Here is a 25,464-nt window from a genome sequence, read left to right as displayed (position 1 = left end):
TAAATGGTTCTCAATTACATTTCAAAGAGGGCAATCGATAAACCGAATTAATTTTTCTTATCCGAACAAAATTTAATCATATTTAATTTCTTGAAGAACCTTGGAACTATAACTAGCCTTTTAACATAAATATAACAAACCGTGTCGAAATCGTAGTTTTTGTGATTTTTCGTAAAGTTGTTCGATATTTGCATCGGGACGCAAGGAAGCTCGCGTAGGCGTAGCGGCTGAGCAGAGGAGAGATCTTTTGAAAAGATTAACGACTACTCTAGCCTTATCACTGAATGTGATTTTAATCACATTTTCCTCTTTTGGTTGGTCAAAGGAAAATGACTACAACATGACAAAAGGGGTCACAGAGATAAGTGGGCAAGTGTATGAATTACATATGCTGATTTTCTATATCTGCTGTGTAATTGCTTTGATTGTTTTTGGTGTGATGTTCTATTCCATCTTCCGTCATCGCAAGTCAAAAGGAGCAGTTGCCGCACATTTCCATGAAAGCACAAAAGTGGAAATTGTTTGGACGGTCATACCCATCATCATTCTTGTCGCTATGGCGATTCCCGCAACAAAAACTCTAGTCGCAATGGAAGACACAACCCAATCAGATATCACGGTCAAGATCACAGGCTCGCAATGGAAATGGCATTACAGCTATTTTGGCGAAGATGTTGAGTTTTTTAGTTTGCTTGCCACCAGCCAAAAACAAATTGATGGAATCGAAGCTAAAGGCGCGCATTACTTACTGGAAGTAGACAACCCTTTGGTGTTGCCTGTGAATCGTAAAGTGCGTTTTTTGATGACTTCTGATGATGTTATTCACTCTTGGTGGGTACCGGACTTTGCCGTCAAGAAAGACACCATTCCAGGTTTTATTAATGAAGCATGGACAAGAATTGATGAGCCAGGCGTATATCGCGGCCAATGTGCGGAGCTATGTGGTCGTGCACACGGATTTATGCCGGTGGTGGTGCATGCGATGGAAGAAGAGAAGTTCGATGAATGGCTAGCGAGTAAGAAGGAAGAACTCGCACTTCAAAAAGCGGCGGCACAAGAAGCGCTCTCTCAAGACTTATCTATGGACGAATTGATGTTGCAAGGCGAATCGATATATACGGCGCGTTGCGCTGTGTGTCATCAGGCAAATGGTGAGGGGATTCCGGGTGCATTTCCCGCGATTAAAGGCAGTCCTATTGCAACCGGAGACGTTACAGAGCACATAGATATTATTGTCAACGGTCGCCCGGGCACCGCAATGCAGGCTTTTTCTAATCAGTTAAGTGACAAAGAAATTGGCGCGGTTATCACATATCAACGAAATGCATGGGGCAACGATACTGGCGATACAGTGCAAGCATCCGATGTGAATGCCTTTAAGGCACAAGGCAGTGCTAAGGAGGAAATATGAGTAAGCCAATAGATAAGGCAGTGAAGTCTGCGCCAGCAGAAGCCAGTGCGAACAGTACGATTGCGATTGATGATGATCACGAGCATCATGCACCCCAGGGCATCACTCGTTGGTTGTATTCTACAAGCCATAAAGACATAGGCACCCTCTACCTTTGGTTTAGCTTTGCGATGTTTCTAACAGGTGGTGCGATGGCTATGATCATTCGTGCCGAACTGTTCCAGCCAGGGCTACAGCTAGTCGATCCGCAGTTTATTAATCAAATGACCACGGTACACGGTTTAGTAATGGTATTTGGTGCGGTGATGCCAGCATTTACGGGTCTTGCTAACTGGATGATCCCGATGATGATCGGCGCTCCAGATATGGCGCTGCCGCGTATGAACAACTTGAGCTTTTGGATCTTACCTTTTGCATTTCTTATTTTGTTGAGCTCGTTGTTTTTACCTGGTGGCGGTCCTGATTTTGGTTGGACGTTTTATGCTCCGCTGTCCACGACTTATGGCCCGGATAGCACTGCGCTGTTTGTATTCTCTGTGCATATCATGGGTATCAGCTCCATTATGGGCGCGATCAACGTTATCGTGACGATCGTAAATATGCGAGCTCCGGGAATGACTTGGTTCAAGTTACCAATGTTTGTTTGGACTTGGCTAATCACCGCTTTCTTGTTGATCGCGGTTATGCCGGTACTAGCGGGTGCGGTGACCATGGTTCTTACTGACAAATATTTCGGGACTAGCTTCTTTGACGCAGCTGGTGGTGGTGACCCGGTAATGTTCCAACACATCTTTTGGTTCTTTGGTCACCCAGAAGTGTACATCATGATTTTACCGTCGTTTGGAATCATCTCCGCTATTCTGCCTGCTTTCAGTGGTAAGAAGCTGTTTGGTTATCATTCGATGGTTTACGCGACGTGCAGCATTGCATTGTTATCTTTCCTTGTGTGGGCGCACCACATGTTTACCACGGGGATGCCAGTTTTTGCTGAGCTCTTCTTTATGTATTGCACTATGCTGATTGCGGTACCAACGGGGGTTAAAGTCTTTAACTGGGTTGCCACCATGTGGCGTGGAGCTCTGACATTTGAAACGCCAATGTTGTTTGCCATTGCCTTTATTGTGCTTTTTACTATTGGCGGCTTCTCGGGACTGATGTTGGCGATTGTGCCGGCGGATTTCCAATATCATGACACTTACTTCGTGGTTGCCCATTTTCATTATGTGTTGGTATCTGGTGCGGTATTCTCGATCATGGCAGCGGCATACTACTGGCTACCTAAGTGGACGGGCAATATGTACGACCACAAGCTGAGTTTATGGCATTTCTGGTGCTCAGTTATTTCCGTCAATGTCCTGTTTTTCCCAATGCACTTCCTAGGCTTAGCAGGCATGCCAAGGCGCATACCGGATTACGCCATTCAGTTTGCTGATGTTAATCAAATAGTATCAATTGGTGGGTTTGCATTTGGGTTGTCACAACTGATCTTCTTATGGTTGGTGATCAAGTGTATTCGTGGCGGGGAGAAGGCTTCTGCAAAACCGTGGGAACGTGCGGAAGGCTTAGAGTGGACAGTGCCAAGCCCTGCGCCGCATCATACGTTTACTACACCGCCTAAGATTGACTAGCAAAGAGTGGGGTGAGTGACATGAAACCGAATCCATCAAACAAGAAGCTCACCGTGAAGTTGCTTTTGGCGACCCTGTTAATGTTTGGCTTCGGCTATGCACTGGTCCCACTTTATGACGTGATGTGCGACGCACTGGGAATCAATGGAAAGACAAGTGAAGTAGCCGCCATTCAACCGACAGGTATGCAACCGGACATGAGCAGAACTGTTCGCGTGGAGTTTATGGCGCATGTCAGCCCAGATATGCCTTGGGAGTTTAGACCCAAAGTGATTTCGATGGATGTTCACCCAGGTGAAGTCGTACAAACCGAATACCTTGCATTTAATGAAAGCGGGCAGAAGTTGGTGGGGCAAGCCGTTCCTTCTGTTTCTCCCGGGACTGGAGCTGCTTACTTCAATAAGATTGAGTGTTTTTGCTTTAACCAGCAGCCTCTGGATGGTAAACAGCAAGCTCAAATGCCGTTGATTTTTTATATCGAACCGGACTTGCCGGAGTCTATACACACGTTAACGCTGTCTTACACACTCTATAAACTTCCCCCTCCTACAGGCTCTTAGCCACTCAGGGAGAGAGATACAGACCAAGGTTGGTCAGTAAGGAGAGAAATTATGAGTAACAAGCCAGGAACATATTATGTTCCCGCTCAAAGTAGCTGGCCGATCATCGGTGCATTTGCTCTGTTTTTGGTTGCTGTTGGCGCAGGCATGACCGTCCAGGGGACACAAAGTGACGGTGCAGTGGGAACCATTGGTGGCATTGTGCTAGCGGTGGGCTTCTTGTTCTTGCTTTACATGTTGGCTGGTTGGTTTAGTAATGTGATTACTGAATCACTGAGTGGAAAATACAGCTCGCAAATTACTCGTTCTTTTCGCCAAGGAATGAGCTGGTTTATCTTTTCTGAAGTGATGTTTTTTGGTGCCTTTTTTGGTGCCTTGTTCTACGCCAGAATGATTTCTGTGCCTTGGTTAGGTGGGGCAGATAATAACTTCATGACTAACGAAGTCCTGTGGCCAACCTTCGAAGCGATGTGGCCACTCACACTGACGCCGGGAGGAGAAACAACACAAGCTATGCCGTGGCAGGGCATACCCCTTACCAACACTATCTTGCTGCTATTGTCGTCTATTACGCTACATATGGCGCATATAAGCCTTGAACAAGACAAAAGAACGGCACTGATTGTTTGGTTAGAGATAACCATCGTACTTGCTGGCTTTTTCCTATATTACCAAGCGGTTGAGTATGTTCATGCTTATCAAGACATAGGGCTCACGTTGCAGTCCGGTATTTACGGTAACACGTTCTTCATGTTGACGGGATTCCACGGTTTACACGTTTGTCTTGGGACTATCTTCTTAATCGTGCTGCTGTTTAGAATCGCTAAAGATCACTTTTCGCCAAAGAACCATTTTGCCTTTCAAGCGGGCAGCTGGTATTGGCATTTCGTGGATGTGGTTTGGTTATGTCTGTTTGTGTTTGTTTACGTACTTTAGGCTCAGTGTGAACTCTTGGTTCGACTAATAAGGGCGAGGGTTTGGTGCTAGCCAACCCGAGCTGAGCGCAATAAGCAAAAGGACGACCACCAAAGCGGAGAACATGACTCGACGGCCTAAGTAATGACTCATGGGTTTGTCTCTTTTTTCAGGATTATCTGGGTCTTCACGAACCATTTCGATAAGCGCTTTTGCGAGGTTGAAGATAATGAAAAGCAGCAAAAGGACAAGCGTCAGTTTGAATAGAAATACGGTGGACATGGCACCTCCGGTTTCATCATTGTTGTTATCAAGACAATTATGGCTATCGAAACGGTTTTGGGTTGCAGTTGGTTTAACTGTGGTTGTGTTTTCTCTTTTGGTCAAACTGGGTTTTTGGCAGTTTGAGAGAGGGCAAGAAAAACAAGCATTGGAACAAGCCATTCTCGCGCGTGCGGATAGTGCGTACCAAGCACTAAGCGTCGTTCTTGAAGACAACGACTGGCGAGAGGAAAGTATCCTCGGGAAAAAAGTGGAAGTTAATGTTGTTCCTCAGGCGTTTCCCGTAATTTTGTTAGACAACCAAACGAATCAAGGCAGTGTGGGATATTTAGCATTTCAGATTGTATTGACGAGCGATGAGCCTAGTACCTATGCGTTATTGGAGCTTGGTTTTGTCGAGGGAAGAGCAGATCGCTCAATGTTACCAACGGTCACCAAACTCGATAATTCGATTTTCATCACAGGACGCCTGTACCGAAAATCTACTAATCCACTGAGCTCAGAGTTAATGCCGGAAGTTGGCGATGTTATTCGCGTGCAAAACCTAAACATCGCGCAATTGAATCAGCTACTGAATATTGAACTTATGCCCGCAGTCTTGCAGCCAGACAATTTAACTCGTTGGCCCTATGACTTTCCTTGGAATCCATTACCACTCAATAGTGCCAAACATTTTGGCTATTCGATTCAATGGTTTTCGATGGCAGGTGTTTTCTTAATACTGACTTTAATTGTTTTTGTTCGTTGGCAAAAAAAGTTGCGTCACATGGAGGTGAAGCATGACATCTAAAGTAACCAAAGGGCGACTAATGTTGATTGCGCTGGTTTGTACGTTCGCGCTTCCCGCTGTCATTGCAAAAGTCATTCTCACACAAGGGTGGTATCAAAGCGGAGTGACCAATAGAGGCGAGTTAGTCGAACCATACACGACGTTAGAGCAGCTTGGTCAAGAGTCACCTCTCAAAGACCATGGTTGGCAACTCGCTTATGTATTGCCTAACGAATGCACTGAACAGTGTAAACAGCAGCTTTACCTGCTTCAGCAAAGTCATGTTGCTTTAGGTAAGTATCAAGAGCGAGTAGTGCCAGTCGTTTGGCAGACTGAGCATTCAGATCCCATGGAAGTATCGATGTTAGCGATGCAAATGAATGAATTGGTTACCGCAAAAGTGAAACCTGGGCAAATGTTGATCGTTGATCCTCTTGGGCAACTGGTGATGTCTTACTCGCCGAAACCAAATGAGGACTTAGTCCTATTGAATAAAGGTATGTTGGCGGACTTACGCAAGCTCTTAAAACTGTCACGAGTCGGTTAGAGGAAGTGCATATGAAATTAATTCAGTTGGTTAGATTCAGTTTGCTGCTAACTCTCGTGGTGATCATGTTAGGGGCATATACTCGCCTTTCAGATGCAGGGTTAGGTTGCCCGGATTGGCCTGGTTGTTATGGGCACTTTTCTGTGCCGCATCAAGAAGAAGACGTCATACGTGCTAACCTGAACTTCCCCGAGCGGGCAGTAGAGCATGAGAAAGCATGGCTTGAGATGATTCATCGCTATTTTGCAGGAACGTTAGGTTTAGTCATTTTTGCGATGGCAGCGATATCAGTAAGGTCTGAGCGTGTAAATTCAACCATTCCGATGTTGCTAAGCGTATTGGTGATTGGGCAGGCACTTTTGGGAATGTGGACAGTTACTCTTAAATTAATGCCCGTCATCGTGATGCTTCACTTGCTCGGTGGTTTTGTTTTATTGGCGTTACAGGCGATTTTTTACTGCCAATTAAAAGCGCAAAACAATCTCTATTTCTCTCCATCTTCTCGCTCTCTGAGAGGCTTTTCATTGTTGGTTTTTCTGGTCGTTTTGGTGCAAGTGCTCCTTGGAGGATGGACTTCGTCAAATTATGCTGCGCTGATGTGTACCACACTGCCGATTTGTGAGGGAGACTGGATGAGCCATCTCTCATGGAAAGAAGCGTTTTCTTTCTGGCAAACTGGATTCGAGAATTATGAATTTGGTGTCTTGGAGTATCCGGCAAGAATGACTATACACGTCACTCATCGTATAGGCGCTATTGTTACCGCCACCGTGGTATTGGCTTATAGTATTGGGCTTATGAGGCAAGATTCTCATCATTCACAGAGAATCGGAGGGTGGTTGTTATTCACGCTGGTGTGCCAAATTATGCTGGGTGTAAGCAACGTAGTATTTCAACTTCCTATTTATGTCGCGGTGGCACACAACCTTGGTGCCGCTGTTATGTTGAGTCTCGTTTGTGTTAGCCAGTTTTACTTGTGGCAGGGTAAAACGGCTTGGAATTACACCGCGAAAGGAGTTCGCTATGAGTAAAGAAATCGCGCTGTCGTTAAATGGGCGAAAGCGACTAAGTTCCGTTTATTTGAAGTTAACGAAACCTAAAGTGGTGGCGTTAATGTTGGTGACGGCAGTAGTAGGGATGAGCTTAGCCCCAGTTGATGATTTCCCCTGGTTTCATGCGGTAGTTGGCCTAACGGGGATTGGTCTGATGGCAGGGTCTGCGGCAGCGTTTAATCATCTAATTGACCGCCGAATTGATGCGAGAATGGCACGCACACACAAACGACCATTGCCATCGGGTGAGACAAAGCCATCATCGGTGATAGCCTTCGCTACAGTTTTAGGTGTCTTAGGGTTTGTACTTCTCTATGCGATGGTCAACCCGCTGACGGCATGGTTGACTTTGATGAGTTTGCTCGGCTATGCGATGGTATACACAATGTACCTCAAACGTGCTACGCCCCAAAATATCGTCATTGCAGGGATTGCCGGTGCGATGCCGCCTCTTCTCGGTTGGACTGCTGTAACAGGGCAATTACATGCGAATGCTTGGCTGCTCGTGATGATCATTTTTATCTGGACGCCACCACATTTTTGGGCTCTCGCTATTCATCGTGTCGAGGATTACCGCAAGGTAGATATTCCCATGCTGCCAGTGACACACGGCATTGAGTACACCAAAACTTCTATTCTGTTGTATACGGTGCTATTGACTTTGGTTTGTGTTCTACCGGTTTTGGTTGGCATGGTCGGCGTGGTGTATCTTTTTGCCTCCCTACTACTCAATGCTGGCTTTATGTACCATGCATGGAAGCTAAAATATGCACCAGAGCCAAATACCGCGATGGAGACGTTTAAATTCTCTATCTATCATCTTTTGGCGTTGTTCATTGCATTGCTTTCGGATCACTATATTGGTTTTTAACCTCTCTTAAAACAGAAAACGCCGCGTGGTTCGCGGCGTTTTTGGTTTTGATACTTTGGCTTTAAGACAAAGCTTTCTAGATTTATTGAATTTCTAGCAGTTCAACATCAAAGATCAAAACACTTGCTGGTGGAATTGGGCCAGAGCCACTCTTACCATAGCCAAGCGTGCTTGGTACGAAAAGGCGGATTTTCTCACCTTCTACCATGTATTGTAGACCTTCTTGCCAGCCTTTAATGACTTGGTTAAGACCAAATGAAATAGGCTCACCACGATTAACAGAGCTATCGAATACCGTGCCATCAATCAAGGTGCCGTGGTAGTGTACTTTTACTTTACTTGTTGCCGTTGGGTGAACCTCACCTTCGCCTTTTTCAAGAACCATGTATTGAAGGCCACTTTCTGTTGTGATGACGCCTTCTTTTTTCGCATTTTCTAGTAAGAATGCTTGGCCTTTGGCAAAGTTTTCATCTGCTACTTTATGGTTTGTCCAAGTACGGTAAATGAAAAAGCCCGCCAAAATAAAAATAATAAGAGGAAACAAAAATTTAGACACGTAATCTCCTTGTCTATTTAGGTTGTTTTAGCAAAAAGTTGATGGTTTCTGCCATGGCTTCAACGCTGTCATGACCACCAGTAATCACTTGATATTTTCCGTTTACGATAAAGGCTGGAACGGAGTTAATTTGGCCGCGAGTCGTGATCGCTTCTGCCTTAGTGATGTACTCAAACAGCGTTTTTTGCTGTGCTTCATCTAAATGGTAAGGGCTGATAAGGTTGCGAGACTCAAAGGCTTTCTCAACAGCGATTTGGCGTTCCTCAGCCGTTGCATCGGCACCCATTTGCACAGCAGTAAAAAGATCTGCCATAAACGCTTTATCTGGTGTTGATTCAAGCTGCATTACGGCAGTATAGAAGATGATGGCGCTCACTTGTGCACTTTCATTGAACGTTACATGCATTTTTTCAACGCTTTGATCGGTCAATGATTCAATTTGAGGGACAAACTCTTCCATTGAGCGGCAGTGGCCACAAGTTAAAGAGAATGCTTCAGTCAGGGGAGCTAAATCATATTCTTCAAGGGATACTGGCAAAACTTCGTATTGTTTGCCTTGCTGAGGCTGACTCTTGCCGCTATCGCATGCCGACAAAGCCATTACGGCAACAACAACAGCAAAGCCTTTCGATATGGTTTTTAACATAGTAGTGCTCTAAATGAGAAATTTGCGTTAGTTTATCGGTTAACGATAGTGACTAAAACCATTAAATAACAATAAAGTGAGACCATTGGTAACAGACTTTGCCTGACGTATGGGCTGTAAGGGTAGGGTATTTTAGTGTTGCTTTTTATTTGAGAGATGATTTTGCATTGACTCCAGTGGCATGAACGCTGCATAGACAAACCAATCGGTGGACAAAAGCGCTAAAGATTCGGCGTGTTTTGTCGACACAATGAACAAGAGTTTTTCTACGTTGGTAATGGTATGAAGCATTGGTTTTTAATTGTTTGTGGCATTCTGGCCGGGTGCAGTAGCCTCGATCAAGATATGGTCCCAGGTGGGAACATTTTAGATACAGCTCCTAAATCAAACACTGAGCTGAGACACCCAGAATGGGGATACCCGAGCGCATCCAATGTGGCTTCTTCCCCTCGTTCATATCAAACGGCGAGGGCGTCAGTAAAAAAGTCGCAAAACGTGACCTCTCTGGAAATGTTCCTGAGCAGGCATAACATTCCTCACGAGACGCTCAGTGGTGGTCACCTGATGATACGTTTGAAAGAGCATGTGCATTTTCAAACGGGCTCTGCACGGTTATCTGCTCAATCTCAAGATTGGATTCGAAACATTGGTCACTATCTGGCTGGAAGAACTGATGTTGATGTCGTGATTGATGGTCATGCGGATAGTACGGGAGCTGAAAGTTTCAACGACACGCTATCTGAAAAGCGAGCTCGTGAAGTAGAAAAACAACTATTGGCGACGAGTATTCCACGTCAACGAGTGTTTTCTAGAGGCTTCGGAGAGTATGTACCGAAGTGCAGCAATGCGACAGCAAGTGGTAAAGCTTGCAATCGGCGCGTAGAGCTAACATTGATCGTGGATGAATAACGCAGACGTTGGGCGGTAATCTTCGTTGTGTTGTTCTCGCATACCCGTTATTTGCTTAGTGGAGTTTAAGTTCGGAGTTGAGTAAGAAGACTGAATAAGGAAAGCTCGCACGGCAACATTTAGCTAGAAAAAATAGAAAAGAGGCACCGTTAGGTGCCTCTTTTACATCCGCCAATGTTCATAGGGGGAACTTAGGCAAATTCTTTTTCAACGTAAGCGACGATGTCAGATGACTCGTATAACCACTGTGTCTCGCCATCTTTTTCGATACGAAGACAAGGGACTTTAACTCGCCCACCACCTTGCTCTAGTTCAGCTCGATGAGTCGGGTTATTTTTTGCATCACGTAGCTCAATGTTCACCGATTGACGCTTCATTGCACGGCGGACCTTTACGCAAAAAGGGCAGGCTTCAAATTGGTAAAGTGCGTATTGTTTCGCTTTTTCATCAATACGTTGCTGTTCTTCTGCGGTGCGCTTAATACCGCGAGGTGAGAACACCGCGTTCAGCAATAAGATAACCTTGCCTAAAATCCAACGGATAAACTTCATAATGATCCCTTGATGTTCATTGGGTAATTGTCCTTTAAGAATGCAATCATGATGCTTGTTGCACTGAACGTGAAGTCTATCAGTTGTTTGAAATGGATAAAACCATGTATTTTATGCGGAAAATAGACGTTTAAACCAACCCCAAAAGCCACTTGCTGAAGCCGGACGGGCTTCTTTACCTTGATAAAAACTTTGCATGAGTTCGGTTCTGAATGCATCAACGTCCATGCGTTTCATGACAAGTTCGTGCTGCAATGTATTTTGAGTCTGCTCGGCATGATCGTGCGCCAAGCTGAAATCCATATTTAAATAGCCTTGCGTGTATAACCAAAGGTGGGTGACTAAGATTAGGTCTTCAGCAGATTGGTTTGTAAACTTATCCGCGTGCTCATTACCCAAGGAGTCAGTCAGAACTTGCTGCATACGCTGGGTAGAGTGAGCATTTTGCTCGTAGTTAGCACTTGCTTCAATATGTGATTTGGTCAAAAGGCCAAGCAGGTGAAGAGTAGGTGCTGTTGAGGGTTTGTTCTCACAAACTTTTGTAAATAGTTGTGACTGTTCTTTTAACCAACGTCGCTTTGCTGCTTTATGTTCTTTAACAAAGGGGATTTCTTCAAATCCCATCTCTTGACTCAGTTCACTAAGAGACGTCATGGTTTTTTAGTTCCTTCACCGTTACTTCGATATGTTGATCATTGATATCAACAAAAATTGAGCTGCCAGTAATCATAACAGAAAGGTTAGTACCTCGGTCAAGATGCTGACAAATCAAGTCGATAGCGTCATAGTCAAAGCTCTCTACGTTGACGGGAAGCATTGAGAACTTTCCTGACATTTTGTCCCACCAGACAGCCGCTTTGGTGTTATAAGTGTAAACTTTTACATGCTTTGCGAGGCGAGAAGCTTTCTTAATTCTGTCTGGTTCTGGTTCGCCAATTTCAATCCAGTGAGTAATGCTTTGATCATCGCCAACATGCCATAAATCAGGCTCTTCAATCGTAGAGAGTCCTTTTGTAAACTCTAGATTGCTTTGAGCATTTAAACAGTAAGCTAGAATGCGAGCCAACATTCGTTGCGGCTTTTCAGAAGGGTGAAGGGCGATAGTTAGATTTTTAGAATCGTAATAGTCATTATTCATATCGGAAATGGCGATACGAAATTTGTAAATGGTTGGTTTAAGAGCCATAGATTTATATCGTTTTGTTGGCAAAATAAGTTTTAGGCAAAAAAATAGCCAGCTTTAAAAGCTGGCTATCGTATCAAATTCTTTAAGAATTAAAGTACTTTGATTTGCTCTGCTTGAGGGCCTTTTTGGCCTTGAGAGATAACAAATTCTACTTTCTGGCCTTCAACTAGAGTACGGAAGCCGTCACCAGTGATTGCAGAGAAGTGAGCAAATACGTCAGGACCGTTTTCTTGTTGAATGAAACCGAAGCCTTTAGTTTCGTTGAACCACTTAACTGTGCCAGTAGCTGTGTTAGACATGTCTATTTCCTAAATATCTAAATAATGTAATCTTTCGCCTCAACGGCGCTTATAGCGTGGAAAAATAAATTGCTATTGCGTACCACAGGACGACGGGTTACAAGTAATCCAACGAAATGTGAAAACAAAGAACTTTCTTTCTAGCCGTGTTTGAGTCTAGGTTAATTCCACGAAGAGTCAACATATATTAGTGCTTTATGGACAAATATTTGTATTTAGTCACTATTTAACCAGCATGTTTTTGATTAAATTTCAAATAAATGACGGTGATGTGAAGTTTTTTAGCATAAAATTCAACTAAATCTATAAATTTGACTTATTTATATAATTATTGTCCAATCTGGTTCGACCATTAAGGAGGATTTATGGCAAAGCGTAAAATCAGTCCTCAACCGAGTGGCTCACAACATGAGACCGACTTCGGCAGAGGTGAAATCAAAGACAACGCGTTAAAAGCGGTTGTTACCAGTCAGCTGTTCCAAACACGAGTCGTTAAAGCGAAAAAAGGTAAAGGTAGCTTCAGCCGTAAAATGAAGCATAGAGGCAAAGAGCCCTATTCAAAGTTCTCCCCAAGGTGGATTTTGAATAGGGCTTTTTTATTGGTACTAGGTGTTTGCAAAACTGATGATATTCAATTTTTTAGTACCAGATAAGTTATTCCTAATTTATCATGTACTGCTTCAACTGCTTCAACTGCTTCAACTGCTTCAACTGCTTCAACTGCTTCAACTGCTTCAACTGCTTCAGCGAACCAGGCGTTGAAAGTACCAATTAAGTACTAAAACTTACTAAGTTAGATTCATATCAATAAGCGTCACTTCCTGTCTTATGCAACTCTACTATATCTTTAGTCTAATCAAACAGCCGAGATTATGGTTTAAAAAGACTGGTGAGAAGTAGGTATGTCATCGACGAGTTATGGTACTTATGGTTGCAAATGTAAAAAAGCGTGTGCTTCTTTATTACTACTGTGGCTGTCCATTTGTCCGATGGCGCATGCGCACAAATCAGAGTCTCATTCTTTAATTGTTGCTAACTCCAAAGCGTGGAAGCCGTTCTCTTACCTTAGCCCAGATGGTGAACCTAAAGGTATTTTAATCGACTTTTGGAAAGAGTACGCGGCGAACAACCAAATTGACGTTCAGTTTCTCCTTTTGGATTGGGATGCTTCTTTGCAAGCCGTAAAAGAGGGTAAGGCTGACTTTCACGGAGGACTTGTCTACTCGCCCGAAAGAGCGAAGTATATGGACTTTGGCGCCGTCATAATGCCTATCCAAACCAAATTGTACGTAAATAAAGATGTACTTTCGGTTGATATCAGGAGTGTTTTAACTGGCGAAATGACGCTGCCAATTGGCGTTGTTAAAGGAAGTTACGAGTCTGAGTTTGTTCAGACGAATTATCCGAATGCACCTATCGCAGAATACATTAACAATGATTCGATGATACAAGCCGCCGTCGATAAAAAGGTGCTGTACTTTGTTGCAGACCTGCAAGTTGCTAACTTTTATATGGCAACCACGCCGGGAGCGGGTATGTTTGTCCCGACAATTAGCTTATATAGTAAAGATCTTCGGATTGCAGCAGGAATGCACAGTGCAACTTCCATTTTAGAGGTATCAAGAGCGTTTGAAAAAGTCATCGATACGGACCGTGAGCGGATCCTCACCCGTTGGAGTGTGGTGAAAACGGTTTATCCACTTTATCTTTTCCCTATTGCTATTTTCATTATGGCGGTTGCAACGCTTTATCATATTTTTGCCCTCAAACGTATGGTTGCTCTTCGGACAAGGCAATTAACGATTGCCAATCAGCAATTGCTAGAGATGACGTTGACGGATTCTCTCACAAAGCTATACAACCGTAGACACCTGATTGAGCAATTGGCGCTACTGAATCATTTGAAGCGAAACTTAACGGTGATGGTGTTTGATATTGATGATTTTAAATCAATCAATGATCGATATGGCCACCTTGCTGGAGACCGAGCAATAGTTGCCATCGCAGAAGCCGCTAAGTCGATGACTGATGACCGAATGACATTGGCGAGAATTGGAGGAGAAGAGTTCGCACTCGTTACGTCGTCTCTGTCAGAGCGAGAAGCACTCAATTTTGCGAATATGCTTTGTAAAGCCGTTTACGATCAGCCTGTTATACTGGGCGGACAAGCAATTCATTTGAGTATCAGTTTGGGCTGTGCTTACTATCCTGAGTTTACCCACATCGTGAGCTTGCAAGATGCTGACGAGTTGATGTATCAAGGTAAGTCTGAAGGAAAGAATCGTGCAGTTTTCCAAGTCATAACAGACTGTCAGCTTCAACCTGCGCTTCGTCAAGTGAATTAGGTCTCGCTAATTCAACTGATACTTCAAAGCATCCTCAAGCCTCAAAGGTTTAGTCAGAGTAACGTGGTAAGCGTTGACGACCACGTTGCGTTGTTTTCTTTGAGGCCAATTTGCGTACAAATACTATCACTTTCATATATATAAACCCCCGCCTGCTCACGTTTTTATCATAGAAGCAGTAATTGTTTTAAAGTGATAAGTGATTTCTTGGTAAAGATCAGAACCCCTGTCTACACTCAGTGTAAAGTAATGCATATAAAGCATGATGCATACAGTGTTGTACAAAAACAATTAAAGAAGATAAGAAATAAGTTGGCTTGAGAAGGACGGGGAATGAACAACGAATGCTTTGCTAGGTTCCGAGCTGTCACGGATGAACTGTCAATGAAAGAATCGTTGTCAGTTGGGAAAGACCCTTATGCTCACTATCTCAAAGATATTGTGGGGATTGATTTGTTGTCTCGTGAAGAGGAGTTGCATTACGCCAAACTTAATCGAGCTGGTGATGAAGAAGCGCGCGAAATGTTGATTGAGTCTAATCTTCGACTTGTTGTGAAAATCGCAAAAGGTTACCTCAAACGGCCAGGTAATAACTTTACTCTGCTCGATTTAATAGAAGAAGGTAACATTGGTTTGATAAAAGCGGTCGATAAGTTCGATCCTGAGCCAGGCTACCGTTTTTCTACTTATGCGGTATGGTGGATTCGCGAGAATATAGAAGCGGCATTAATGAACAATGGCCGCACGGTACGTTTACCTGCTCATGTGTGCAAAGAGATAAATAGCCTGGCTTTAAAAAAGCTAGATGCGTCAAAAAGTGAGAGCAAGGAGTTGTCTATTTCTGAACTCTCACGCTGCTCAGGGGTGAAAGCAGAACGTATAGATGAACTTGTTGCTCTAAGTGGTTTTATTGATGTATCGACCACTGCGGACCTACATCGTGTTCCATTTGTTCTTGAACTGTGTGAAAGTGAGTACACGCCAGATCCACAACAAGACTGTGAAAACCAGTGCTTTACTCAAGCCATTGAAAATATTATTAAAACTTTGCCAACTAAGTTGCAGAAAGTCTTGATCCATCGATTCGGATTATTTGACCAGAGAGTGAAAACCTTGTCGGAAATAGGCCTGTTATTAAACGTATCTAACGAGCGTGTTCGTCAGATGCAGATAGAGGCGGTTGAACGCGTGCAGAAACGTCTCCGATTCGATGGTTGGGTTTGAGATTTTTAGCCCCTTATCCTAGCTGATTAATTTACTGGCTTGCTACTCTGTTCTTCCGTAAGTAACAGCAGCTCAAGCTGTGCTTTAGCTGCTGCCTCCAATCTCCATACACTCAATAATCGGTTAAGTGCTGCGCGATAAGTACGACTTTTGAGTAAAAAAGCGAGCGTACTTGTGTAGTTGTTTACGACTTGCGCTTGTGTCTCGACCAAAGCAGTTTTGTTTTCGATGTCGATGTGTTGAAGGTTAAAGTCAGGAAGAAACGCACACTCATACCATACCTCTACAATTTCACGAATTTCGAGTTCTTCTTCAGGCACGTCGAAGTCTTGTAACTGGTAGTTTTCTGGTATCGTTGATAAATAAACCACATCCAATTTGTCTGCAACAAATGTATACATCGGATTCCTTAGTGTACGCGCTTACAGAGTAAATAGTCTCATCGTTTACATTTTTGTCAATGACCGTGCTCAAGTATGAATGATGAACCACACCACATTCCGAACTTAACTTAGACTTTTTAAGTACTTATCGGTTAACCCGAAATACTTCAGGTTGCCATCTGGCTCCAAGACTAAGCTCATATTGGATGTAGAGATCATGCCCGGATCATTCGTTGAGAAAATAACGGTCTTATTGAGTAGTTTGTCGCTAAATAACCGCTTGAAGTAGTGGGAATTTTCTTGCTCTGCACCATTAAATGGCTCGTCAATGATAATCAAAGATTGTTCGCAGTTGCCTAGCCCTAATGCGAGCCGCAGTCTTTGTTGAATACCATTTGGTAAACTTTTACAGATATCAACGCTCAATTGAGTGTCCAGGCCTTGTGGCAACCATGTATCGAGCTCAAAGAAACTCACCATTTCACGCATTTTTTCTGTTGGGATTAACCCATTATGCAAGATGAAGTTAGTCTCCAAGGAGCCTTCAAAAATATGCAGGTTAAACGGGATGTAGTTAATCGAGGTTCGATAGCGGTAACTGTTGAATTGTTTGATGTTATAACCGTCCACCGAAACTGAGCCTTGATAGCGTTCCTCTAGCCCAGCGATAATAGAAATGAGCGTCGTTTTACCGCAACCTGTTGGTCCACAAATCACAACTTTTGCGCCCGGTGGAATTTTAAAACCAAGATTAGTTAAGCCTGTTGCCGCACCACTATAACGATGGCTCACACCAGAGCCGACGATACTACCTTGAAAGAGGCGAATAGGGGGGCTTTTCTCTAACGTTAGCTTATCGTCATTCATCGCCATAAGGTTGTTGATTTGCGCAGAAGACGCCTTAATGGATTGGAACTTAGAAATAGAGTTGTAGATGCCCATAATAGGCCCCAACGCCTTCCAGACTAAAATTACGGTAGCAAGCATTGCACCTGTATCGGAGGTGCCGTCCATCACGCCGATAACGGCCGCGACGATACTTGCGGTACCAATAACCTGAATCAAACTCCCGCCTGCTGCCTGAACCCTGCTATTAGTCACTGAAACATGTTCTGCATCGTTTGTGCTTTGTAAATGTGATGCGCTAAAGCGGGACTGGATAACACGCAACAATGGCAAGCCTTGGATGGTTTTTATACCACGAAGAATCTCATTCCATTGGTAAGAAACCATGGCGTTGGCGCGAGAGCTCTTGGACGTGGCTTGCGAGTAGATGTAACGAGAATAAACACAGAACACCAACATTAGAATCAACCCCGCCATAACGACTAGCGCTGCGGTACCAGACATAAGAGCAATGGCAATAATGAATACGATAACAAACGGCATGTCGAAGTAGCTTAATGTTGACTCTGCGGTTACCAAACGGCGGAAAGTGTCGATGTCTTTCAAACGTGCTAACTGAGAAGAGACACCAGCGGTAGATGTCATCGAATAAGGAAGCCACAACAGTTTGGATATTACGTTTTGAGAAATATGCACCGCCAAATCCTTCCCTGATGTGGCGATGATGTTGACCCGCATTTTCTTGAAAAAGTATTCCGAGAACCCAACAATCACAGCAAATAACGTGAGCCAATAGAGCGTGGCTTGCGAGCTAGAGGTTAAGGCGAAGTTGTACACACTCATAATAAAAAAAGGCTGGAGTGCGCCGAGAATGCTGACCACGAAGCTGAGAATAATCAGGCTTTTGAGTTCATTGTTGTAGCGATAAAACGCGTATTTAATCCAGTTGGTGCGGTCTTGAGATTCAGGTGGTGGCTCTCGGAACAAGCGCGAGTATTCGCTGATCGAGACCAACAAGCATGGCTTTTTGCAGAGCGGGTATTCAATGGTGTTGTTATTGGTGTAATCAAACAGGATCAGCTTGCCGTCTTTGGTGCCCAAGAAAATCGCAGTGAGGTTTTCTATCTCGATAAAACAAGGGTGAGGATGCCCCTCGATGTGCTCCAACGTTTTTAGTTTGGTGACGTCACAACGGTAACCAAGGCGTTCAATCGTGGCGATAAAACTGTCGCTGTCTTTTGGCTTAGGGATAAAAGCGTCGCTGAGGATAGAAGGTGTGCCTTCCCATTCAAGCGCAATGAGTGTGTAAGCTAAGCCATGAATCAAAGGTGACTGATTGTATCGCTCGTCATAACTGCGAGCCTCAAAGTCCAACAAGCGTTGAGGGACATTATTAAAATCAACCAAAATACTCATTGGTCACCTCCGGTAAGTTTGACGCGTTTGAGGCGATGATTGAGTTTGTCCATCTTGTTGCTGACGATGATGAGGATTTTGTCGTTGGCGCGATAGGCGGTGCTGGTCAAAACCAATCGAGCAAAGTCGTCATCATAAACACAGTCGATGTCGTCGAAGATCAACACACGTTTGTTCGCGAGTAAGGCACGCACTAACAACAAGGCATAAGCGACTTGGCGCGAGAATGGGTTGCGTAAATGTCCTTTAAGCTCGGTGTAAAAACCAGCGGGAAGGGCATCGATTTGTGCCTTGATGTTCATGGTTTCGCAAAGCGCAAATGCCGTGTTATTTAAGCTTGGGCGGAAACAAGTCAAGTTGTCGATGATGGTGCCTTCGACGAACGAACTGGTTTTGTCGACCATGAGCACGCTATTACGCCAGACGTTGTAGTTGACGTCATCGAGCGGTGTCTCGTTGATTTGGATATCGAGCTTGCTGTCGGTGTTTTGCCGCGTAATGCAATTGGCGAGGTGGGTTTTGCCCGCGCCGCTTTTCCCCGTCAGCAAGTAAGCCTGACCGCGTTCAAACTCGATGCGTTGTTTTTCCGAATACTTCACCGAGATGCGCTCGACTTCCGTCGTGTCGTTTTGTTGTTCTATAGATGCAGCAAGCTCAAGCAGCTCGGCGATACGTTGAATATGAAGCTTGTTCAACTCCCAGCGGCTCACCGTGCGCATTACTTGCTGGTATGGCGCGAAGTAGCGGTTGGTAAGCATGATGATGGCAGCCATGATGCCTTGGCTCGATTGCATGTTGATAACTGCCGTTGCCAAAACCACCACCACACAAGCGATGGAGAGCTGTTGTATGAGCGACAAGATAAGGTTGAAGTTTGATTCAATTTGCTCGTATTTGATGTTCTCGACTTCACGTTCTTCCACCATTTGTGTCATCAAGCTCTCAACGCGATATTCCATATTGCGCGCTTTGATATCGAGTGGGCTAGAGATGATCTCGATGATTTTAGAAGTAGTTAAGCCTTCGATGTCGGATTTGTTTTCTAAGCTGTTGATTTTCTGCTTTGAAAGACTGAGTGCGAACACCGCCAAAATGATGGAGGCGAGCAAGATGGTCACTCCCGCCCAAATGTTGATCACACCGATAATCAGAATGGTCAGTATACTGACGGCAAGGTTGATCAATGCCCGTACAGATTCTCCGCCAAAGAAGGATTTAATCTCTGGAATGGTGGCAATACGCTCTAGATATTCACCGGGTTCTAGACGACGAAACTTCGAAATCTCAGCCAAACAGATGGATTGAAACACCTTGTTGGTTAAGTTGGTTTCGAACTGCTTCATGATCACCGACGAAATCTTCTCTTCCTGATTTTTTAAGTGATAGTCGAGGAGGATGGTTATTAAGATAATGGCAAACAGAAGAAACAGCGTGTCTTTGGCTTGGTTAGGTAAAACTCGGTCAAAAATAATCAGTATCGAAAAGGGCAGCACTAAACCAAACAGCGTGGAGATGACCGTTGAGAAAGTCAGATAACACTTGTCAGCAAAGTTAATCTTCTGGGAAAAGTGCTCAGTTTGCATTGCGACCTCCTTTCTTAATCGATGGTTTGGAGAGAAGGTGTTTTGGAACTAAGTCTTGATTGCTTCTGCCTTCGATATCGCCCATCAACTGCATGATGCTTTCGATGGATTGCACCGACAGCATGCCTTTGATTTGCTCAAGATTGATCGATTCAATGATGTAGTCATAACGCGCGCTCTCGTAATCACGTAGCGCGCTAAACAGTTTACTTTCCGCTGCCAGTAAGTCGGTAATGGTTCGCGTACCAAGCTGATAGGCGCGTTGAATGCCTTTGTAGGAAGCGTAGTTGGCACGGATGATGTTCTCGTAACTGCTAATAGCTCGGGAGAAGTCGTTAATGTTGAGTACTGAGGTGTTAACGCTATTGCGCGTCGCGAACAATGAATCTTGGTACAGCAGCTCGGTTCGCTCGATGGCAGTCGACGATTTTTGATAACCGTAGTAATCCGAACCGCCGGAGAAAATTGGCACATTCAAGTTCAACCCGACGCTCGTCGAGTTACTGTCCCCTGTTGCGGTTGGGTCGGTTCGGTCATAGTTGTTCGCATCGTCGTAACGGTAACTGGCAGAGAGCGATACGGTCGGCACAAAGTTTGAACCGCTTTCTTTCAAGCCTCTTCGGCTGCGCTCGACGGTTTTCTTCGCAACCAATAAGTCGTTATTGAGCTTCAAAGCTTGTTCAAGAATCTCACGTTGTTCGGATTCGCTGATTTCCTCCAAGGGAACACTTTCGTAGATGTCTTGTGATGGGGTGACTGGGTATTGAACTTGAATCTCTAAACCGTTCAAAATTACGCGCCGGTCTTTCTCTAAGGTTCTTAAGCGATTGGCAATGCCTTCTTTCTGGGCAATTACCTCATACAACTCGCTCGCCGCAGTGTTGCCAAGTTCCACGTTGCGACGCATTTGGCGCTCACGTGTTTCAGACGATTTAAGTTCTACTTGGGTGGCTTTGATTTGCGCGTTGTTTTTGAGGTATTCGAAATATTGCGTCGCGATTTCAGAAATGGTGCTCTGGATTTTGTTCTCGTGTTTGATTTCTTCAATGTTGAAATCAAGCTTCGCGGTGCCGTATTTAAAGATGTCACCAAGGTTAAACACCGATTGGGATAAAGACACGCTGTAGCTGTTCGAGTTGTAGCTAGAACGTGTATCCGGTGTTCCCGTTAATATGGTTTCGTTTTCATTCCATGTGGTATCAGCAGCACCGTTTAAAGAGGGTAGAAACTTAGAACGGCTAATGTCGATGTTGTATTCGTTTTCTTCCACGCCTTTGTCACTAGCGCGCAGAGATAAATTGTTTTCCAAGCCGAGTTTGACCGCCTCAAGCAAGGTGGTCGCCATTGCCGAAGGAGCGTTGCTCAATGTAAGCGCTGCCAATATACAGCTAGTTAAGTTTCTGTACCGCCACATACTTGTTGATCACCTTGATGATTTCGTCGTTTTTATAAGGTTTGCTGATCACGTAATCCATTCCAGCTTCGATACAAGCTTGGTGTTCATTACTGCTGGTCAATGCTGTCGCACCTATAATGGTGCAAGGGTTCTGTCCGCTCTCTTGTTCGTATTGTCGAATGCGTTTGGTCGCTTCAATGCCGCCCATGCCCGGCATGATGCAGTCCATAAAAATGATGTCTGAGCGCTGATTCATGAAATGCTGAACGGCGTCTGCGCCATCGCCAACGGTGTCGGCTTCGTATTCTTGCTTGCTCAAAATACGTTTGAGTAGAATCTGTTGAACACGGTCATCCTCCACAATCAGGAATGAGCTGTTCTCCATCTGTTCTTCAGAGGCTTCCGCTTCCATGATTGCTAATAGGTTAGGGATGAACTCATACGGAATCGCAGGGGAGTTCAGAATCTTGTCGACAAAGGTATGGCTCTCTTGTGCTTGCTGAGTGCTAGTGACTGAAAGCAACAACTTGGTGTTCGGGTGATTGCGCAGTTGCGATTTCACCGTTTTGCTCAGTGAGGGCAGCTTGTTTGGCTCGAACGTGTCGGTCAGCATGATGGCATCGTATTCGCCAAAGGTTTTTGCAGCAGAGAAGAGTTCGTTCGGCGTTCGAATTGGCGTGATCTCCAAGCCCAAGTTGACTAACATTTTGTTCATTACATCAATGCGCAGCTGAGAGTTGGCACACAGCAACAAACGCTTATTGTCGAAGCGAGTTTTCTCGGTGTGGAAGCTTTTGGCTTTCAAATCGAGCTGAATTTGAAAACGTTCCTGATTGCCCGATTGATACCAATGGCTCTCGTAATAGCCATAATCTTTCAGTACGCTTTTCGCCAAATCGTCTTTGGTTGCAGTGTGCTGCTTATGGTCGCTCCAGTGTAGGGTATTGAGCTTGGCAAACGGCACATCCAGTGTGGTTAAGAAGTTTAGATTGATGGTCAAGCGGGTGTTTTCAATGTCTGACGCCGCGCCTGACTCAATGGTGACAAACAGTTTCTTATCGGCTTTGAGTTGGATGGCATTCGATAACTGTAGGAACAACACCCAGAATAAGCTGGTGGATTGTCCTTCAACACGGTTTGGTAAGTTATCTGAGATAAAGCAGTCTAGCTCACCTTCATTTCGCTGCACTTTGGAACTGATGTGAATCATCAATTCAGACAGCACATTCAGCAGTGAAAACTCTTTAGATTTGCTCTCGGTCCCTTGTGAAATGAGTCGGTTGTAGTTCTCTGCCAATTCAGACAGGGTATTGGCAGCCGAGGTTATATCTTGCGCCATCAACACGCCGCTCTCATCGGTCTCTTGAACGAGATATTGCACGCCGCCGTTAATGGTGTTGGTGATGCCACGAATCTCGTAACCAATCAGAGCATAGAGCTGCTTGTAGAGATCGTTATTGCGTTTTTGTTCTTCGAGTTTGCTGAAAATCAGTTTTAGGTGAGAGTAGATCTGACGCTGCTTCGGATTGATGCTCACTTCATTCAGCAACTCTTCCAACCTTTGTAAATCCAGTTGTTTGAGCTCTTGATAAAGCTCATCGAATTCTTGGTCAATGTCACGCTCATTCGAGCTGGATTTTTTCAGCTTAAGGATTGCCACCAAGTTCGATAGCACTGCGATACCAACCAGTACGACAACGACCACAAACAACCAAATGAAGAACTCGTTTTTCTCCATCATTAGGTCGCTCGCATGGTTGTTAAATATGGTCCGGTAGTTGTCGTCCATTTGTAGGTAGTTATTGGTGAGCGAGAGGTACAGTGCCAACACATCGTCGCGTGTTTTTTGGCTGTCTGAGAACCGATTGATTGCCAGTTCAAGCTGCGTGTATTCGGTCGCGCCCACCAAGCTAAACTCGGTTTTGTTGAGTGACGCGAGCGACTTAAATTGGTCAATTTCGTCTTTCAGAACATCAAAATCAAGCTCTGTTGCACTGCAATAACGTGCGCTTAAACAGCGTTGAAGCGTTTGAATATCAAACTCGATAGTTTGGTTGAGCTGTTGAGCTTGAACCAACAGAGGCGCGTTTTGCACTTTCTCGACTGAATCCACTTTGTCCCAAGAGATATACAAATAAAAGGCGAGGGCAGCCAGCATCAAGCTGAAAGCAATGCTTAGGCGCATAACAGGAACGGAAATATTGTAAGAAGGTTTGCTACTCATCCATCACCTCTCATCGAATGCGTCTTCGATAGCCGACATAACCGGCTTCGCTGCGTATTCGATAACCCGGCGTGAACCTGTTTTCACGTCTGCGGTAAACTCCATATAAGGGGACAGCTTGTATTGTGTGCCTCCGCGCTCTAGATAGTTTTGACTGATTTGGATTTCCGCGAGGTAGAATTCAGCGTCTTCTTCTTCATAAGAAGAACGGCTGATCGATGCAATTCGACCTTCCAAAAATCCGTATTTGGCAAAGTTGTAGGTATCCATCTTCACTTTGACCGCTTGTCCGATTTCTACAAAACCCATGTCTTTACGCGGGATCTTCGCCTCTCCATGAAGGGCGTTATTGATCGGTGCAATGTCCGCGATGCTTTCACCTGGCGGTATCACAGCGGAGCGGAAGTTGAAGTGCACTTTATCTACTACACCGTCAATAGGGGCGTAAACCACGAGGCGATCCACTTTATCTGAGTGTTGAGGACGTAATATACGTTTCAACTTTAAGTCCTTGTTTGCTTGAATGATTTGTGCTTGATACTCGGCATTACGATTCTCCACCAAGTCTCGGTACTGCTTCTCTAGTTTGTCGAGTTGGAAGCGCTCATTCATGACCGACTCATCAAGGTTTTCTATCTCACGCACCATGTTTGACTCTTGAACCTGCATATTCAGAACATCGACGTAAGACGCCATTTCCTCTTTGTACAAGGTGTTCTTAATATTGAGCTGCTTGCGTATCAAGGAGAGCTGGTTCTCGGAGCTTTTACGGCGCTTGAGCATTGAATCAATAAGCGAATTCTTATGTTGGATATCGTGAGTGATCAACTCTTCATTGGAACGGTTTTTAGAAAACTCTTGCTGCCAGGTATTCATGTTGACTTGCACTAATTCTGGGTACTTTTCGATGTAGGCAGAAAAATCGGGTTCCACCATATCGCGCAGGCTTTCGTAACGAATCTTGTCTAGCTCAAGCTGAATGATCTCTGTGTTTACCGTATCAAGTTGAGTGTTTCTATCCAGAGAGCGAAGGCGTGCAATAGGCTGACCTTCATAAACCACTTCGCCTTTGCGCACTAGCATTTCTTCTAGAATACCGCCTTCAAGGTGTTGCACTTTTTCGATGTCAGATTCGAGCAATAGCTCACCGCGCACCGACACCACAATGTCGATACGAGCCTGAGATGCCACGGCGATAGCCACCATGGAAAGCAAAAAGATAACCAGCAAGGTTTTGTGTACGCTGGTCATTGCACTGGCTAGCACGATTGTATCGTCTGCTGTTACCTTCGAAGCTTCGTTGTTCGAAACGAGCGCCTTTTTGAGGTGATGTTCTATTTGCTTATTACTCATGAGCCACCCCTACGATTCACTACCTGTGCGGCTATCGATTGAATTTTCGATTTTTAACAGCTGGCTAATTTGTTTGTTTACGTTGTTAAGCTCGGTTTTAACGTCCTCAATCAATTCATTAGGAGCAGGGAAATGGTGTTTGTTTAAGTGTTCAAGCTTTGCCAATTTTGGTGGTAAGTCGTCATCACATAACAAGACGAGAATGGTCTTTAGTCTTTTTGAATAACATCTGAGTGCTTCAAAACGGTTTTGTTTATGCAGCATCTCAATATCAATCCCTGCGTCACTGAAATCTTGGTAAAAATCGCCTAATAGCAATTGCAGCCCTTTATGGCTGTTGTCGACTGAGCGCAACAGATTTGTCATATTTATCATTATCCCACCGCACTAATTGCTTTAATGACAACAAGTAAGGATCTTTATACTGGGTTTTCAAATTTTTTTGTTTTTATAGAACTCGAAAGGTATGAAAAAAGTTGTATAAAAAAGTTGGTTTCTAAAAATGGTGTCCT

At 44.4% G+C, this 25,464-nt stretch carries 26 protein-coding genes; 12 read left to right on the top strand and 14 right to left on the bottom strand.

Features of this window, described 5'->3' with window-relative positions:
* Positions 1-247 precede the first annotated feature (247 nt).
* Genes coxB through R7127_RS07175 form a run of 4 tightly spaced genes read left to right on the top strand, consistent with a single transcriptional unit; the run spans position 248 to position 4,535 of the window.
* Entirely contained in the window at positions 248-1,411 is a 1,164-nt protein-coding gene (gene coxB, locus R7127_RS07190; RefSeq protein WP_172563882.1) for a cytochrome c oxidase subunit II, read from the top strand.
* Positions 1,408-3,039, top strand: coding sequence for a cytochrome c oxidase subunit I (gene ctaD, locus R7127_RS07185; protein ID WP_318141918.1), 1,632 nt, complete (start codon positions 1,408-1,410; stop codon positions 3,037-3,039). Before coxB ends, ctaD begins: the two co-directional genes overlap by 4 nt.
* Positions 3,040-3,059: 20 nt before the next feature.
* Positions 3,060-3,599 (top strand): cytochrome c oxidase assembly protein, encoded by a 540-nt coding sequence (locus R7127_RS07180; protein WP_005385211.1) that lies wholly within the window; start codon positions 3,060-3,062, stop codon positions 3,597-3,599.
* Between the two features lie 51 nt (positions 3,600-3,650).
* Positions 3,651-4,535, top strand: coding sequence for a cytochrome c oxidase subunit 3 (locus tag R7127_RS07175; protein ID WP_005385214.1), 885 nt, complete (start codon positions 3,651-3,653; stop codon positions 4,533-4,535).
* A gap of 24 nt (positions 4,536-4,559) precedes the next feature.
* Here the strand turns inward: R7127_RS07175 and R7127_RS07170 are convergent, their stop codons facing one another.
* Positions 4,560-4,796, bottom strand: a complete 237-nt coding sequence (locus R7127_RS07170; protein ID WP_005375504.1) for a DUF2909 domain-containing protein — start codon at positions 4,794-4,796, stop codon at positions 4,560-4,562.
* Here R7127_RS07170 and R7127_RS07165 point away from each other — a divergent pair.
* From R7127_RS07165 to cyoE, 4 genes are read left to right on the top strand one after another with little or no spacing between them, the layout of a single operon-like run.
* On the top strand, positions 4,795-5,586 hold the full coding sequence (locus R7127_RS07165; RefSeq protein WP_172563880.1) for an SURF1 family protein: 792 nt from the start codon (positions 4,795-4,797) through the stop codon (positions 5,584-5,586). The two genes, R7127_RS07170 and R7127_RS07165, sit on opposite strands and share 2 nt — an antisense overlap.
* Entirely contained in the window at positions 5,576-6,112 is a 537-nt protein-coding gene (locus R7127_RS07160; RefSeq protein ID WP_017635864.1) for a hypothetical protein, read from the top strand. Before R7127_RS07165 ends, R7127_RS07160 begins: the two co-directional genes overlap by 11 nt.
* 11 nt (positions 6,113-6,123) lie before the next feature.
* Complete coding sequence (locus tag R7127_RS07155) at positions 6,124-7,143, top strand: COX15/CtaA family protein (protein WP_158173149.1); 1,020 nt, start codon at positions 6,124-6,126, stop codon at positions 7,141-7,143.
* Positions 7,136-8,035, top strand: a complete 900-nt coding sequence (gene cyoE, locus R7127_RS07150) for a heme o synthase (RefSeq protein WP_172563879.1) — start codon at positions 7,136-7,138, stop codon at positions 8,033-8,035. The genes R7127_RS07155 and cyoE overlap by 8 nt, the downstream gene beginning before the upstream one ends.
* An 82-nt stretch (positions 8,036-8,117) precedes the next feature.
* On the opposite strand, the gene R7127_RS07145 is transcribed toward cyoE, so the two are convergent.
* A complete protein-coding gene (locus R7127_RS07145) occupies positions 8,118-8,591 on the bottom strand; it encodes an FKBP-type peptidyl-prolyl cis-trans isomerase (protein ID WP_005375638.1) in 474 nt (157 codons plus the stop codon).
* Positions 8,592-8,604: 13 nt separating this feature from the next.
* Positions 8,605-9,237, bottom strand: a complete 633-nt coding sequence (locus R7127_RS07140) for a thiol:disulfide interchange protein DsbA/DsbL (RefSeq protein WP_005375635.1) — start codon at positions 9,235-9,237, stop codon at positions 8,605-8,607.
* A gap of 282 nt (positions 9,238-9,519) precedes the next feature.
* On the opposite strand from R7127_RS07140, the gene R7127_RS07135 reads away from it, so the two are divergent.
* The gene (locus R7127_RS07135) at positions 9,520-10,146 is read left to right on the top strand and encodes an OmpA family protein (protein ID WP_031780954.1); all 627 of its coding nucleotides are present in this window, start codon (positions 9,520-9,522) and stop codon (positions 10,144-10,146) included.
* 191 nt (positions 10,147-10,337) lie between these two features.
* Here R7127_RS07135 and R7127_RS07130 read toward each other — a convergent pair whose 3' ends face one another.
* The 4 genes from R7127_RS07130 to R7127_RS07115 all read right to left on the bottom strand — a co-directional run bounded on the left by R7127_RS07130 (position 10,338) and on the right by R7127_RS07115 (position 12,182).
* Positions 10,338-10,697: a glutaredoxin family protein gene (locus tag R7127_RS07130; RefSeq protein WP_005375631.1), complete on the bottom strand. Its 360-nt coding sequence runs from the start codon at positions 10,695-10,697 to the stop codon at positions 10,338-10,340.
* A 111-nt stretch (positions 10,698-10,808) separates the two neighbouring features.
* Positions 10,809-11,351: a hypothetical protein gene (locus R7127_RS07125; RefSeq protein WP_064376785.1), complete on the bottom strand. Its 543-nt coding sequence runs from the start codon at positions 11,349-11,351 to the stop codon at positions 10,809-10,811.
* Entirely contained in the window at positions 11,338-11,883 is a 546-nt protein-coding gene (locus tag R7127_RS07120; protein ID WP_064376786.1) for a YaeQ family protein, read from the bottom strand. The genes R7127_RS07125 and R7127_RS07120 overlap by 14 nt, the downstream gene beginning before the upstream one ends.
* 89 nt (positions 11,884-11,972) lie before the next feature.
* Positions 11,973-12,182 carry a cold-shock protein gene (locus R7127_RS07115; RefSeq protein ID WP_005375625.1) on the bottom strand — a complete coding sequence of 70 codons (210 nt, stop codon included), beginning with the start codon at positions 12,180-12,182 and terminating at the stop codon, positions 11,973-11,975.
* Between the two features lie 365 nt (positions 12,183-12,547).
* Between R7127_RS07115 and R7127_RS07110 the strand changes: the two genes are divergently transcribed.
* The 3 genes from R7127_RS07110 to R7127_RS07100 all read left to right on the top strand — a co-directional run bounded on the left by R7127_RS07110 (position 12,548) and on the right by R7127_RS07100 (position 15,751).
* Entirely contained in the window at positions 12,548-12,835 is a 288-nt protein-coding gene (locus tag R7127_RS07110) for an alternative ribosome-rescue factor A (RefSeq protein ID WP_017821594.1), read from the top strand.
* A 249-nt stretch (positions 12,836-13,084) separates the two neighbouring features.
* A complete protein-coding gene (locus tag R7127_RS07105) occupies positions 13,085-14,527 on the top strand; it encodes a diguanylate cyclase domain-containing protein (protein WP_017635871.1) in 1,443 nt (480 codons plus the stop codon).
* Between the two features lie 333 nt (positions 14,528-14,860).
* Positions 14,861-15,751: an RNA polymerase sigma factor RpoD/SigA gene (locus R7127_RS07100; RefSeq protein WP_017635872.1), complete on the top strand. Its 891-nt coding sequence runs from the start codon at positions 14,861-14,863 to the stop codon at positions 15,749-15,751.
* 26 nt (positions 15,752-15,777) lie between these two features.
* On the opposite strand, the gene R7127_RS07095 is transcribed toward R7127_RS07100, so the two are convergent.
* From R7127_RS07095 to R7127_RS07065, 7 genes are all read right to left on the bottom strand, one after another.
* Positions 15,778-16,152 carry a hypothetical protein gene (locus R7127_RS07095; protein ID WP_005375619.1) on the bottom strand — a complete coding sequence of 125 codons (375 nt, stop codon included), beginning with the start codon at positions 16,150-16,152 and terminating at the stop codon, positions 15,778-15,780.
* A 105-nt stretch (positions 16,153-16,257) separates the two neighbouring features.
* The gene (locus tag R7127_RS07090; protein ID WP_064376788.1) at positions 16,258-18,396 is read right to left on the bottom strand and encodes an ATP-binding cassette domain-containing protein; all 2,139 of its coding nucleotides are present in this window, start codon (positions 18,394-18,396) and stop codon (positions 16,258-16,260) included.
* A complete protein-coding gene (locus R7127_RS07085; protein WP_033906826.1) occupies positions 18,393-19,979 on the bottom strand; it encodes an ATP-binding cassette domain-containing protein in 1,587 nt (528 codons plus the stop codon). The genes R7127_RS07090 and R7127_RS07085 overlap by 4 nt, the downstream gene beginning before the upstream one ends.
* Positions 19,969-21,393, bottom strand: coding sequence for a TolC family protein (locus R7127_RS07080; RefSeq protein ID WP_033906827.1), 1,425 nt, complete (start codon positions 21,391-21,393; stop codon positions 19,969-19,971). Before R7127_RS07080 ends, R7127_RS07085 begins: the two co-directional genes overlap by 11 nt.
* The gene (locus R7127_RS07075; protein WP_033906828.1) at positions 21,368-23,599 is read right to left on the bottom strand and encodes a response regulator; all 2,232 of its coding nucleotides are present in this window, start codon (positions 23,597-23,599) and stop codon (positions 21,368-21,370) included. The genes R7127_RS07080 and R7127_RS07075 overlap by 26 nt, the downstream gene beginning before the upstream one ends.
* Before the next feature lie 3 nt (positions 23,600-23,602).
* Positions 23,603-24,952, bottom strand: coding sequence for an HlyD family type I secretion periplasmic adaptor subunit (locus R7127_RS07070; protein ID WP_033906830.1), 1,350 nt, complete (start codon positions 24,950-24,952; stop codon positions 23,603-23,605).
* Positions 24,953-24,961: 9 nt separating this feature from the next.
* Positions 24,962-25,330 (bottom strand): hypothetical protein, encoded by a 369-nt coding sequence (locus R7127_RS07065; protein ID WP_031777210.1) that lies wholly within the window; start codon positions 25,328-25,330, stop codon positions 24,962-24,964.
* Positions 25,331-25,464: the final 134 nt, after the last annotated feature.

The organism is Vibrio sp. 1159 (assembly GCF_033340395.1).
Lineage (GTDB): Bacteria > Pseudomonadota > Gammaproteobacteria > Enterobacterales > Vibrionaceae > Vibrio > Vibrio alginolyticus.
Note: the sequence above shows the minus strand (reverse complement) of the source record. Positions and strands in the feature narration are given on the sequence as shown.

Excerpts from the sequence above, each read along its gene's own strand:
- R7127_RS07070 (WP_033906830.1), bottom strand. The coding sequence starts at position 24,952 with ATGAGTAATAAGCAAATAGAACATCACCTCAAAAAGGCGCTCGTTTCG.
- R7127_RS07130 (WP_005375631.1), bottom strand. The coding sequence starts at position 10,697 with ATGAAGTTTATCCGTTGGATTTTAGGCAAGGTTATCTTATTGCTGAAC.
- R7127_RS07085 (WP_033906826.1), bottom strand. The coding sequence starts at position 19,979 with ATGCAAACTGAGCACTTTTCCCAGAAGATTAACTTTGCTGACAAGTGT.
- R7127_RS07110 (WP_017821594.1), top strand. The coding sequence starts at position 12,548 with ATGGCAAAGCGTAAAATCAGTCCTCAACCGAGTGGCTCACAACATGAG.
- R7127_RS07155 (WP_158173149.1), top strand. The coding sequence starts at position 6,124 with ATGAAATTAATTCAGTTGGTTAGATTCAGTTTGCTGCTAACTCTCGTG.
- cyoE (WP_172563879.1), top strand. The coding sequence starts at position 7,136 with ATGAGTAAAGAAATCGCGCTGTCGTTAAATGGGCGAAAGCGACTAAGT.
- R7127_RS07135 (WP_031780954.1), top strand. The coding sequence starts at position 9,520 with ATGAAGCATTGGTTTTTAATTGTTTGTGGCATTCTGGCCGGGTGCAGT.
- R7127_RS07125 (WP_064376785.1), bottom strand. The coding sequence starts at position 11,351 with ATGACGTCTCTTAGTGAACTGAGTCAAGAGATGGGATTTGAAGAAATC.
- R7127_RS07095 (WP_005375619.1), bottom strand. The coding sequence starts at position 16,152 with ATGTATACATTTGTTGCAGACAAATTGGATGTGGTTTATTTATCAACG.
- R7127_RS07100 (WP_017635872.1), top strand. The coding sequence starts at position 14,861 with ATGAACAACGAATGCTTTGCTAGGTTCCGAGCTGTCACGGATGAACTG.
- R7127_RS07090 (WP_064376788.1), bottom strand. The coding sequence starts at position 18,396 with ATGAGTATTTTGGTTGATTTTAATAATGTCCCTCAACGCTTGTTGGAC.
- R7127_RS07170 (WP_005375504.1), bottom strand. The coding sequence starts at position 4,796 with ATGTCCACCGTATTTCTATTCAAACTGACGCTTGTCCTTTTGCTGCTT.
- R7127_RS07080 (WP_033906827.1), bottom strand. The coding sequence starts at position 21,393 with ATGTGGCGGTACAGAAACTTAACTAGCTGTATATTGGCAGCGCTTACA.
- R7127_RS07140 (WP_005375635.1), bottom strand. The coding sequence starts at position 9,237 with ATGTTAAAAACCATATCGAAAGGCTTTGCTGTTGTTGTTGCCGTAATG.
- R7127_RS07115 (WP_005375625.1), bottom strand. The coding sequence starts at position 12,182 with ATGTCTAACACAGCTACTGGCACAGTTAAGTGGTTCAACGAAACTAAA.
- ctaD (WP_318141918.1), top strand. The coding sequence starts at position 1,408 with ATGAGTAAGCCAATAGATAAGGCAGTGAAGTCTGCGCCAGCAGAAGCC.
- R7127_RS07180 (WP_005385211.1), top strand. The coding sequence starts at position 3,060 with ATGAAACCGAATCCATCAAACAAGAAGCTCACCGTGAAGTTGCTTTTG.
- R7127_RS07175 (WP_005385214.1), top strand. The coding sequence starts at position 3,651 with ATGAGTAACAAGCCAGGAACATATTATGTTCCCGCTCAAAGTAGCTGG.
- R7127_RS07160 (WP_017635864.1), top strand. The coding sequence starts at position 5,576 with ATGACATCTAAAGTAACCAAAGGGCGACTAATGTTGATTGCGCTGGTT.
- R7127_RS07105 (WP_017635871.1), top strand. The coding sequence starts at position 13,085 with ATGTCATCGACGAGTTATGGTACTTATGGTTGCAAATGTAAAAAAGCG.
- R7127_RS07120 (WP_064376786.1), bottom strand. The coding sequence starts at position 11,883 with ATGGCTCTTAAACCAACCATTTACAAATTTCGTATCGCCATTTCCGAT.
- R7127_RS07075 (WP_033906828.1), bottom strand. The coding sequence starts at position 23,599 with ATGAGTAGCAAACCTTCTTACAATATTTCCGTTCCTGTTATGCGCCTA.
- R7127_RS07165 (WP_172563880.1), top strand. The coding sequence starts at position 4,795 with ATGGCACCTCCGGTTTCATCATTGTTGTTATCAAGACAATTATGGCTA.